8 protein-coding genes and 1 tRNA gene are annotated in these 9991 nt (G+C 69.4%); 2 read left to right on the top strand and 7 right to left on the bottom strand.

Annotation, left to right across the window (positions count from 1 at the left end; translation table 11 throughout):
- Nucleotides 1-45: 45 nt before the first annotated feature.
- Nucleotides 46-137, bottom strand: a tRNA-Ser gene (locus DY023_RS03820).
- A 108-nt stretch (nucleotides 138-245) separates the two neighbouring features.
- On the opposite strand from DY023_RS03820, the gene DY023_RS03815 reads away from it, so the two are divergent.
- On the top strand, nucleotides 246-2174 hold the full coding sequence (locus tag DY023_RS03815) for a DUF6807 family protein (RefSeq protein WP_116241014.1): 1929 nt from the start codon (nucleotides 246-248) through the stop codon (nucleotides 2172-2174).
- 256 nt (nucleotides 2175-2430) lie between these two features.
- Here DY023_RS03815 and DY023_RS03810 read toward each other — a convergent pair whose 3' ends face one another.
- The gene (locus DY023_RS03810) at nucleotides 2431-3471 is read right to left on the bottom strand and encodes a M24 family metallopeptidase (protein WP_245958579.1); all 1041 of its coding nucleotides are present in this window, start codon (nucleotides 3469-3471) and stop codon (nucleotides 2431-2433) included.
- Between the two features lie 71 nt (nucleotides 3472-3542).
- Between DY023_RS03810 and DY023_RS03805 the strand changes: the two genes are divergently transcribed.
- Nucleotides 3543-4544, top strand: a complete 1002-nt coding sequence (locus DY023_RS03805) for a LacI family DNA-binding transcriptional regulator (RefSeq protein WP_116241013.1) — start codon at nucleotides 3543-3545, stop codon at nucleotides 4542-4544.
- Between the two features lie 76 nt (nucleotides 4545-4620).
- On the opposite strand, the gene DY023_RS03800 is transcribed toward DY023_RS03805, so the two are convergent.
- The 5 genes from DY023_RS03800 to DY023_RS03780 all read right to left on the bottom strand — a co-directional run bounded on the left by DY023_RS03800 (nucleotide 4621) and on the right by DY023_RS03780 (nucleotide 9872).
- Complete coding sequence (locus tag DY023_RS03800) at nucleotides 4621-5907, bottom strand: ABC transporter substrate-binding protein (protein WP_116241012.1); 1287 nt, start codon at nucleotides 5905-5907, stop codon at nucleotides 4621-4623.
- Nucleotides 5908-5946: 39 nt separating this feature from the next.
- Complete coding sequence (locus DY023_RS03795) at nucleotides 5947-6594, bottom strand: hypothetical protein (protein ID WP_116241011.1); 648 nt, start codon at nucleotides 6592-6594, stop codon at nucleotides 5947-5949.
- A gap of 2 nt (nucleotides 6595-6596) precedes the next feature.
- Nucleotides 6597-7523 carry a carbohydrate ABC transporter permease gene (locus DY023_RS03790; RefSeq protein ID WP_116241010.1) on the bottom strand — a complete coding sequence of 309 codons (927 nt, stop codon included), beginning with the start codon at nucleotides 7521-7523 and terminating at the stop codon, nucleotides 6597-6599.
- Nucleotides 7520-8515, bottom strand: coding sequence for a carbohydrate ABC transporter permease (locus DY023_RS03785; RefSeq protein ID WP_116241009.1), 996 nt, complete (start codon nucleotides 8513-8515; stop codon nucleotides 7520-7522). The genes DY023_RS03790 and DY023_RS03785 overlap by 4 nt, the downstream gene beginning before the upstream one ends.
- A gap of 61 nt (nucleotides 8516-8576) precedes the next feature.
- Nucleotides 8577-9872, bottom strand: coding sequence for an ABC transporter substrate-binding protein (locus tag DY023_RS03780; protein ID WP_116241008.1), 1296 nt, complete (start codon nucleotides 9870-9872; stop codon nucleotides 8577-8579).
- Between the last annotated feature and the right edge of the window lie 119 nt (nucleotides 9873-9991).

Genomic DNA, 9991 nt, shown 5'->3' with positions numbered 1-9991 from the left:
CAATGCGAAACGGCCCCTGGACTTCGTCCTGGGGCCGTTTCGCATTGGCGGAGACGGAGGGATTTGAACCCTCGGTCCCCGTGAGGGGACTCCACCTTAGCAGGGTGGTGCACTAGGCCTGACTATGCGACGTCTCCATGTGCGAAGCCTCAGCCACGCACGTCCGTCCATCATAACTGCTCTGCTCCCTCACGCCGAATCCACCACTCTTCCGTTGGGGAAGCGCTTTCCAATACGATGGGAGCATGACCACTCCCACCGTCCTGCTCGTCGGCGCCCGCGGCTTCGGCGCCGTGCACCTGCGCAACCTCGACCGACTGCAGGACCGCGTCCGCCTGATCGGCCTGGTCGACCCGGCCGGCGCACCCGAGAGCGGCTACGGTGCGGATGCTCCGCACTGGCCGAGCCTTGACGAGGCCCTCGCCTCGGGCATCCGCCCCGACATCGTCATCGTCGCCACGCCGACCGGCACGCACTTCCCGCTGGCGTCCGCCGCACTCGAGCACGGCGCAGACCTCTACCTCGAGAAGCCGCCGGTGGCGACCATGGAGCAGTTCACCGCGCTGCTCGACCTGCAGGAGCGCACCGGACGCGCGGTGCAGATCGGCTTCCAGAGCATGGGATCGCACGCGCTCGCCGAGCTCGCGGAACTCGGCACCGCGACATCCGTCGCCACCTGGGGAGCGTGGACCCGCGACACCGCCTACTGGACCCGCTCCGCCTGGGCCGGCCACCGCGTGCTGAACGGCGCTCCCGTCACCGACGGCGTGCTCACCAACGCCCTCTCGCACGCCATCGCCACCGCCCTGCGCATCGCAGGCGCCCGCCGCCGCGAGGACGTCGCCCGCATCGAGCTCGAGCTGCTGCACGCCGCCGGCATCCAGGCCGACGACACCTCCGCCGTGCGCATCACCCTGCACGACGGCCGCGTGATCTCGGGCGGGCTCACCCTGGCATCCGCGGTCTCCAGCGCACCGCTCATCGAGGTGCGCAGCCCCGCCCGAGATGTCGTCTTCTCGTACACCGAGGACACCCTCACCGAGGCCGACGGCACCGTCCGGCAGACCGGACGCACCGACCTGTTCGAGGAGCTGCTCGACCACCGTGCGACCGGCATCCCGCTCTCGTCGGCGCTGGTCGACAGCGGCGCCTACATGGAGGTGCTCGAGGCCGTGCGCACCGCACCCGACCCCGTCGCGATCCCTGCCGAGCAGATCGACGAGCTCGGCGAAGGACCGGAGCGCGTGGCGGCCGTGCGCGACGCGGCCTTCTGGGTCGAGCGCGCCGCGCGCAGCGGTGCGCTGTTCAGCGAACTGCACGCGCCGTTCGCTCCGATCCCCGCATCGGGCAGCACCACGGAGATCGCGGTCGGCGACGCCGTCGTCGCGGTTCACGACGACGGTTCGGCGGTGACGCCCACCTCCAGCCCGCGGCCCTTCCTGCACCCGATCCGCACGCTCGGCGGCATCCGCGTCACCGACGCCCACCCCGCCGACCACGACTGGCACCTCGGGCTGTCGTTCGGCATTCAGCACGCCGGCGACGTGAACTTCTGGGGCGGACCCACCTACGTCCGCGATGAGGGCTACCGCTGGCTCGACGACCACGGCCGGATCGTCACCACGTCATTCGAGCACACGGACGACGGGTTCGCCCGGACCGCGGAATGGCAGCGACCAGATGGCTCCGTCGCGCTGACCGAGGAGACCTCCTTCGCCATGTCGCCTGAGGACGACGCCTGGACGTTCCTGTTCACGACGACGCTGCGCGCGGGCGCGCACGCGATCGAACTGGGCAGCCCTGGCTCCCACGGGCGCGTGGGCGGCGGATACGGCGGCCTCGCCTGGCGGCTCGCGCCGGCCACCGACATCGAGGTGCGCACCCCGGATGCCACGGGTGAAGCATCCGTGCACGGCGCGATCGCGCCCTGGGTGTCGTTCGCCGCGCGTTTCGCCGACGGCGAGGCGACCGTCGCGCTCGCCCCGGCAGACGCCGCGACCGCGGCCGACCCGTGGTTCGTGCGCGTCGACGACTACCCCGGCATCGGATCGGCGCTGGCCTGGGACAGCCCCGTGCAGCTCGCCGCCGGCGAGTCGCTCACCCGGACCTTCCGCGGTCTGGTCGCCGACGGGCGGCGGGATGCGGCATCCGTCGAGCGGATGCTCGCGGGCTGATCCGCCGGCAGGTTCTCGGAGATCCGCAGAATCGCGGATGCTCCGGCGCGGACTGCTCCGCGATGTTGCCGATCTCCGGATGCACGCCCCGCCGACCGCGGCCACTCTCCCGGCTCTGACCGGTGACTTCCGGCGACAGAATCCCGGAGAACGGCAGAATCCCGGATGCTCTGACGCGCTTCCGTCCGCGATTCTGCAGAACTCCAAGCGTGCGCGGGGACGCTTCGACGGGCCCAGCGACCCAGAGGGGGTCGGGTCACCGGAAGGGCATTGCGACCGGACGCCGCAGCCCGGCGTGCTCGACCGTGGGCCAGCGCTCGTCGAGGGTGAGCACCTCCCAGCCGTCGCCGTCGCACACCATCGTGTCCTCGACCTTGCCGCCCGGCACGGTCGGGTTCCACGCGAACGCCTGACCGTCGACGATGCCGTCATCCGTGTCGGAGGTCGCGCGCGGGTCGCGACCGGCATATCCGGTCGGCCCGCCCTGGTGATGCCTCCGCCACTCCTCCGCGTCGAAACCCTGCGCCGCGTATCCCGCGATCCCCGCGGCGAACGCCTCGTTCAATCGGATGCCCGGCACCGAGGCATCCAGGAAGGCGCGCTCGACCGCGAGCACGCGCTCGTCATCCGCCCCTGCCCGGCCGACCCAGCGGGTCGCGTTCGCGATGAGGCCGTGCCGGCGCCCGCAGACGACCACCATCGCGCGCTCGCCGAGCGGCGCTGTTGTCGGCAGCGGATGCCGGTAGCCGACCCTCCCCGCACCGGCGACGAGCACGACCAGCGGATCGATGCCCCGGGCGGCGAGCGCACCGGACACGGCACCGGTGAGCGCGCGCTCCGACTGCGCAGGCTGCGCGTCGCGCAGGACGTCGGTGAGCACCTCGGCGGTCTCGCGACCCAGCATCCGGTACCGCTCGCGTTCCGCGGGCAGCAGGGATGCCCGCGCGGCGCGCAGCGGCGCGGCGACATCCGCCTCGGCGACACCGCCTGCCTCGGCGGCTGCCACGGCCGGCGGCAGCTGCCACGGTACGCGCACGATTCGGCCGGCTTCTTCCGGCAGCAGTTCCTCCGCGATGAGCCGGTCGGCCTCGTTCGCCGCGACGAAGAGCGTGTCGCCGTCGTCCGCGGCGCGGACGGCGAGGACCGGCGGTCCCGCGAGCGAGACGTGCGTGCGGACTCCCTCGAGATACCAGGAGATCGCCTCGTGCGAGGTCAGCAGCAGTGGTGCCTCCGCCGCCGCGCGCACCCGCACGAGCCGCTCCTGCTTCTGCTGTCTGTCCGCCGGGGAACCCGCCATGTCGCACCTCCGGTAAAACGTTTTCTGATCAGTATGGCGTACTCTCGGAGAGCACACACGGACGGGGGAGCATGACGGGCGCATCCAAACGAGCGGGCATCACCGATGTCGCGAAACTGGCCGGCGTCTCGCTGTCGACGGTCTCGCGCGCGATGAACGGCAACCCGACCGTCGATCCCGCCCTCGCAGCGCGCGTGCTCGCCGCCGCGCAGGAGCTCGGCTACACCGCGAACCCCGTCGCACGCAGCCTGGTCCTCGGCCGCACGCAGACCGTCGCCGTCGTCATCCCCGACCTGGAGAACCCGACGTTCCAGGCGATCCTGCGCGGGCTCAGCCGGGCCGCGACGCTGGATGGCTATCACGTGCTCATCGCGGACTCGGTGGAGGATCTCGCCGAGGAGCGCGCCCTCGCCGGCACCACCCGCCGCCGCACCGACGGCGTCATCCTGTGCTCGCCGCGCATGCCACAGGACGAGCTCACGGCGCTGCTTCCCACGCTCTCCCCCGTCGTCGTGATCAACCGCGGCGTGCAGGACGGCGCCCCCGTCGTCGCCGCGGACTACGGCGCTGCGCTGCGCGAGCTGATCGAGCATCTCGTCGCCGAGGGGCACCGGCACCTGCTGTACCTCGCCGGCTCGACGCGCAGCGCCTCGCACGTGGCCCGGCAGGAGGCGATCGCCCGGGCTCTCGCCGATCATGACGACCTCGTGATCGACGAGCTGCCCGCCGGCGTGGGCTTCGACAGCGGCACGGCCGCGGCTGACGGGGTGCTCGACTCCGGCGCGACTGCCGTGCTCGCGTTCAACGACCTGGTGGCGATGGGCCTGCTGTCCGAGCTCACCACGCGCGGCATCCGGGTGCCGGAGCAGCTGTCGATCGTCGGCTTCGACGACATCCCCTTCGCCGCCTACACCTCGCCGCCGTTGACGACGGCCGCCGTGCCGGCATCCGAACTCGGCGAGCGCGCCTGGCAGGCGATGCAGGCTCTGCTGCAGGACGAGGAGCCGACGCCGTTCCAGACGCTGTCGCCGCAGCTCATCGTGCGCGGGAGCACCGCTCCCCCGCACGCCTGACCGCCCTGGAACGCAGTTCGCCCCGCTCCGACGTGTGCGAAGCGGGGCGAACTGCGACCGGAGTGAGGGCCGCCCGCTACTGCAGGACGACGTCCGCCTCGGCGAAGAACTGCTCGACGGCGTCATCCACCGAGACCGTGCCCAGTCCGATCTCCTTGCCGAGGTCCCAGAACTTCTGCTCCAGCGATCCGTAGCCGATCACCGGCACCGGCGGCGCCTCGCCGACGCGGTCCGACACCGACTCGATGTAGTCGGCGACCTGCTTGTCGACGCCCTCGAGGTTCGTGCCGGCGAGCTTGCTCGACGACGCGGGGAAGCCCAGCGTGGTGCCGAAGACCTTGCCGGCCTCCTCGCTGTTCACGACGTAGTCGAGGAAGATCGCCGCGGCCTCGGGATGCTTGGTCTTGGCCGAGATCGCGATCTGCAGTCCACCCTGCTGGTACAGGTCCTTCGACCCGGCCTTGTCGGTCGGCGGCGCGATGATCGAGATCGACTTCGCGCCGGAGTCGGCGAGGTACCCGCCCAGGAAGTTGCTCCAGCTCATCTCGGTCGCCGTCAGCTGCGCGCCCATGCCCGACTTCGGGCTGATCTCTTCGAGTTTCTGCTGCGGCACGGCGACGCCGTCGCGCAGCCCCGCCCCACTGTTCCAGTAGTCGCGCAGCTCGTCCTCGGTGAAGCCGAGCTCGCCGTCGTCGGTGTACAGGTTCTTGTCGTGGGCGCGCAGCGACAGCTCGAAGCCCTGGATGCGCTGGGTGTAGTCGGTTCCGCCGTACACGGCGCCGCCGGATGCCTCCGTGAAGCCGGCCATCCAGTCGTCGAACTCCGCCGGGCTGGTGCCGCCCTCGGGAGCGTCGACGCCGTACTTCGCGAGCAGGTCGTCGTTCACGAAGTTCGCCCACATGCTGTATCCGGTCGGCAGCGAGTACTGCGTGCCGTCGAGCTGTCCGGTGCCCAGCAGCGAGTCCTCGAAGGTCGAGAAGTCGATGTAGTCCTTCTGGGTGCCGAGGTCGAGCACGTACCCGGGCTCGGCGTACTGGCGCAGGTAGCTGTCCGAGAACTGGAACACGTCGGGCAGGCCACCACCGGCGGCCTCGGTCGCCCGCTTCTCCCAGTAGCTGGGGTAGTCGGTGAAGCTGACGTTGACCTTGATGTTCGGGTGCTCCTCGTTGAAGGCTGCGATCAGGTCGTTGTAGCGGGCAGCGCGGTCGTCGTTGCCCCAGAACGCGAAGCTCAGCGTGACCTTCTCGTCGGGGTCGAACTCGGCTGCCGGCTCACTGCCGGCGCAGCCGGACAGCACCAGGGCGCCGGCGGCGGCAGCAGCGGCGCCGGCGAGCAGCCGGCGGCGGAAGGAGGGCGCGCTCATGAGGGGAATGACCTTTCGTCAGATGTGTCGAGCAAGGATTCAGACGGTGCGGCGGCGCCGCGCGGGGATCGCGACGACGGCCAGGGCGGCGCATCCGATCGCGGGGATGAAGAGCGGAACCAGCATCCACGTCACGACCCCGACGAAGACGCCGGTCGCGAGCAGGTAGGCGGTGCCCGCCGGGTCGGATGCTGCGCGGGCGGGCACCGCGCGCAGCGCGGACCGCCATCCGGCATCCGGATCCCACGCGCCGGCGACCAGCAGGATGCCGGTGACCAGGGCCGCGAGACCCGCCCAGCCGACCGCCGCGACCACGGGGCCGCCGGGCAGCACGCCGGAGCCCGCGAGGTCGATGTCGATCAGCAGCACGGCCGCGAGCAGCACCACGCCGACGCCGAGCGGAAGGCTCGGCACGACACCGCGCCGTACGTCGGCCCAGAACAGCCCCGCACGGGAATCCTCGGCCGAGACGAACCGGCGCAGGTGCCGCACTCCCGCGGCGAGCGCGATCGGCAGGGTGACCACGGCCAGGCCGGCCGCAGTGATCAGCAGCCCGACCGTCAGCACCTCGCCGAACAGGCCGAACTTCGCGGTCGCACCCGGGTTCGGCCCGGGCTCGGCACCGGCGACCGTGGGGCCCGCACCGGAGCGCGAGTCCCGCACGGCCGCCTTCGAAGCGCGCGACATGGTCAGCCCTTCAATCCCTGCGTGGCGACGCCGTCGACGAGGAAGCGCTGGAACACGATGAAGAACAGCAGCACCGGCACGAGGGCGACGAACGAGGCGGTGACGGTTGCGCCGTAGTCGGCGCCGCCGGAGGAGGCGTCGTTGTAGAGGCGCAGCGCGATCGGCAGCGGGTAGTTCTCGGGGCTGGTCAGGTAGAGCAGCGGGCCGAGGAAGTCGTTCCACTCCCAGATGAACGCGAAGATCGCGCACGTGATCAGGGCCGGCTTGATCAGGGGCAGGATGATCGCCCAGAAGATGCGCAGGTGGCCGGCGCCGTCGATGCGGGCGGCCTCGTCCATGTCGCGGGGCATCTGCCGCATGAACTGCACCATCAGGAACACGAAGAACGCCCCGGTGGCGAGGAACTTCGGCAGGATCAGCGGGATGAAGGTGTCGATCCAGCCGAGCTTGTTGAAGATGATGTACTGCGGGATGATCACGACGTGGAACGGCAGCAGCAGCGTGCCGATCATCGCGGCGAAGAAGATGCCCAGGCCCTTGAACCGGATCCGCGCGAACGCGTAGGCGGCGAGCGCCGACGAGAGCACCGTGCCGATCACGGCGGCGACCGACAGGATCAGCGAGTTCAGGAAGAACTTCCACATCGGCACGCCGGCGATGCCCTCCATGACCTTCGCGTAGTTGCCGAGGTACCAGTTCTCCGGGATCAGGCCGGTGTTCTGACCGAACTCGGAGTTCGGCTTGAAGGTGGAGAAGAACAGCCACAGCAGCGGGTACAGCACCACCGCGGTGAGCAGGATCAGCACGGCGAACCAGACGACGGTCTGCCAGGTGCCGCGCTTGACGCGGCGGCGCTTGGGCGAGTCGGTCGGCGTGATCTGCTGCTCGACGATCTCGAGGGACCCCTCGGAGAAGGATGCGGTGCTCATCGGTCATCTCCTGCGTAGTGGACCCAGGACTTCTGGGTGCGGAAAAGGATGGCGGCGATGATGGCCACGACCACGAGGAGCACCCAGGCGATCGCTGCCGCGTAGCCCATCTGGCCGTCGGAGAATCCGCGCTTGTACATGTACACGGTGATGAAGTTCGTCATGCCCGCGGGGCCGCCGGTGCCGTTGGAGATGATGTACGCCGAGGCGAACACCTGGAACGCGCCGATCAGGCCGAGCAGCAGGTTGAAGAACATCACTGGGGACAGCATCGGGATCGTCACCGCGCGGAATCTCTGCCAGGGACCTGCGCCGTCCATCTCGGCCGCCTCGTACAGCTCCTTCGGGATCTGCTTGAGACCGGCGAGGAAGATGACCATGGTCGACCCGAACTGCCACACGTGCAGCAGGATCATCATCGGCAGGATCATCGCCGGGTTGCCGATCCACCCGCCGATGTCGATGCCGAAGAAGCTCAGTCCGTTGTCGACCGGGCCGTCGGTGGAGAACATCGCCCGCCATACGATCGCCACCGACACCGACCCGCCGATCAGCGACGGCGCGTAGAACGCCGACCGGAAGAACCCGGAACCCTTGTCGCGGTAGTTCAGCAGCATCGCCACACCCAGTGCCGCAGCGAGGGTGATCGGGGTGCCGACGAACACGTAGACGAGGGTGATCTGGGCCGACTGGATGAACACCGGGTCGTTCGTGAACAGCCGGACGTAGTTCTCGAACCCGATCCACTTCGGCGGCTGGAAGATGTTGTACCGCGTGAACGACAGGTACAGCGAGTACACCATCGGCAGGGCTGTCAGACCGAAGAACCCGATCAACCACGGCGTCAGGAACGCATACCCGGCCGCGGTCTCCTTGCGCGAACGCGCCTTCTGCCCCGGCCGCTGCAGCGGCACCTCCGGCCGGCTGCCGCGCAGCAGCCCGCGCTTGCCCGGCTTCTCTGTGACGATGACTCTCGTCGCTGTCGTACTCACGACGACCCCTTCCTTGGAGTGGTGCGCCGGGCCGGAGACGCGCTCCGGCCCGGCGAGTTTCTCACTGGTTCAGCACGACGTCCATCTCGGAGAAGAACTGCTTCACCGCGTCGTCGACGCTGATGGTGCCGTAGCCGAGCTCCTGGCCGATCTCGAGGAACTTCTGCTCGAGCGTGCCGTAGCCGTTGATCGGCACGGGCGGGGCGTCGCCGAGGCGGTCGCTGATCGACTCCTCGTAGTCCTTGATCTGCTGTGCGACAGGGTCGAGGTCGGCCGCGGCGAGCGCCGTCTCCGACGCAGGCAGACCGCGGTTGGTGCCGAAGATCTCGCCGGACTCGGGCGAGTTGATCAGGAAGTTCACCAGCGTGGCCGCAGCCTCGGGGTGCTTGGTCTTCGCCGAGATCGCGTGCAGCATCGAGGGCTTCAGGTAGAGGTCCTTCGCACCCTCCTCGGTGACGGGCGGCTCGATGAGGTTGAGCTCGGTGTAGTCCGCGCCGAGGTTCGCCAGGTAGCCGGCGCCGAAGTTGTCCCAGGTCAGCTCGCTGGTGGCGTGCGCGCTGTCGAACGCGCCGAGCGGCTTGAGCTCCTCGACCTTCTGCGGCGGGACGCCGATGCCGTCGCGGATCGCCTCACCCTGCTCCCAGAACGCCTTCAGGTCGTCCTCGGTGAAGTTGGCCTTGCCGTCCTCGGTGAACAGGTCCTCGCCCTTGGCTCGCTGCTGCACCTCGAAGTTCTGGATGCGGCCGGTGAAGTCGCTGCCGCCCCAGACGTTCCCGGCGCCGGCATCGGTGACGGTCTTCATCCAGTCGGTGTAGTCGTCCCAGCTGCCGCCGGCGAAGTCCTCCACGCCCACGGTCTCGAGCAGCCTGGGGTTGGTGAACAGGCCCCAGGCGTTGGTCGAGGTCGGGATCGCGTACGTGGTGTCGTCGACGACGCCGATCTTGAGGATGTTCTCGGGCAGCGGGTCCTTCTCGATGATCCCGCCGATGTACGGGTCGAGGTCGAGCAGCAGCCCGTTCTCGGAGTACTGGCGCAGGTACGAGTAGTCGAACTGCATGACATCCGGCAGGTTCCCGCCGGCCGCCTCGGTCTGGCGCTTCTCCCAGAAGCTCGGGAAGTCGAGGAAGGTGGAGTTGACCTTGATGTTCGGGTACTCCTCGTTGAACGCCTCGATGGCCTGGTTGTACAGGTCGGCGCGAACGTCGTTGCCCCAGAACGCCAGGTTCAGGGTGACCTTCTCGTCGGGGTCGAAGCTCGGCTCGGCATCCGAGCCGCTGCTGCCCGAGCATCCGGCCAGCACGAGTGCCGCGCCGGCGGCGACGGCCGCGGTGGCCGTCAAACGCTTCTTGCTGAACATCCTTGTCCTCTCTGTGACTCCTTCGTCAGATCGGGATGCCTGACGACGATGTCTGTGTTTGCCGGTGCGTGTCCCCTGATGCGAGGAAAACGCTTGCCTGGAGACTAACCCAAAATTGA

Source organism: Microbacterium bovistercoris, from assembly GCF_003387575.1.
Classification (GTDB): Bacteria; Actinomycetota; Actinomycetes; order Actinomycetales; family Microbacteriaceae; genus Microbacterium; species Microbacterium bovistercoris.
The sequence above is the reverse complement of the archived record's forward strand: the minus strand, read 5'-3'. Positions and strand labels throughout refer to the sequence as shown.

Coding starts and splice junctions, on each gene's coding strand:
- DY023_RS03815 (WP_116241014.1), top strand. CDS start 246: ATGACCACTCCCACCGTCCTGCTCGTCGGCGCCCGCGGCTTCGGCGCC.
- DY023_RS03800 (WP_116241012.1), bottom strand. CDS start 5,907: ATGAGCGCGCCCTCCTTCCGCCGCCGGCTGCTCGCCGGCGCCGCTGCT.
- DY023_RS03810 (WP_245958579.1), bottom strand. CDS start 3,471: ATGGCGGGTTCCCCGGCGGACAGACAGCAGAAGCAGGAGCGGCTCGTG.
- DY023_RS03780 (WP_116241008.1), bottom strand. CDS start 9,872: ATGTTCAGCAAGAAGCGTTTGACGGCCACCGCGGCCGTCGCCGCCGGC.
- DY023_RS03805 (WP_116241013.1), top strand. CDS start 3,543: ATGACGGGCGCATCCAAACGAGCGGGCATCACCGATGTCGCGAAACTG.
- DY023_RS03790 (WP_116241010.1), bottom strand. CDS start 7,523: ATGAGCACCGCATCCTTCTCCGAGGGGTCCCTCGAGATCGTCGAGCAG.
- DY023_RS03795 (WP_116241011.1), bottom strand. CDS start 6,594: ATGTCGCGCGCTTCGAAGGCGGCCGTGCGGGACTCGCGCTCCGGTGCG.